General features: G+C 66.3%; 1 protein-coding gene. It reads left to right on the top strand.

All coding sequences use genetic code 11. The annotated features are described in order from the left end of the window. Positions 1–303: recombinase family protein (locus APZ21_RS26035; RefSeq protein ID WP_204249159.1), on the top strand; the 303-nt coding region annotated here is incomplete at both ends.

The following is a 303-nucleotide window of genomic DNA, read 5'->3' as shown; positions in this document are numbered from 1 at the left end:
AACGGGTTCGTGATCGTCGCGTTCTTCTACGACGTCGAATCCTCCCGCAAGGACCTCGAGATGCGTGGCCTGGGCAGCGCGCACGAGGCGTTCGACATCCCGATCCCGCGTGACGGCGGTTTGGCCGACTTGATGGCCGAAGCCCGCCACCCCAACCGCCGCTTCGAGGCGGTCGTGGTCGAGGAGATCGAACGCGCCGCCCGCTGGACGCACCAGTCCACTCAGCTCGAACACGAACTGGAGAAAGTCGGGGTGCCGCTGTTCGCCGCCGACGAGGGACCGATCTCGCTGTCGGAGAAACGC

Source organism: Nocardia arizonensis, assembly GCF_001310275.1.
GTDB classification, from domain to species: Bacteria; Actinomycetota; Actinomycetes; order Mycobacteriales; family Mycobacteriaceae; genus Nocardia; species Nocardia arizonensis.
The sequence above is the reverse complement of the archived record's forward strand: the minus strand, read 5'-3'. Positions and strand labels throughout refer to the sequence as shown.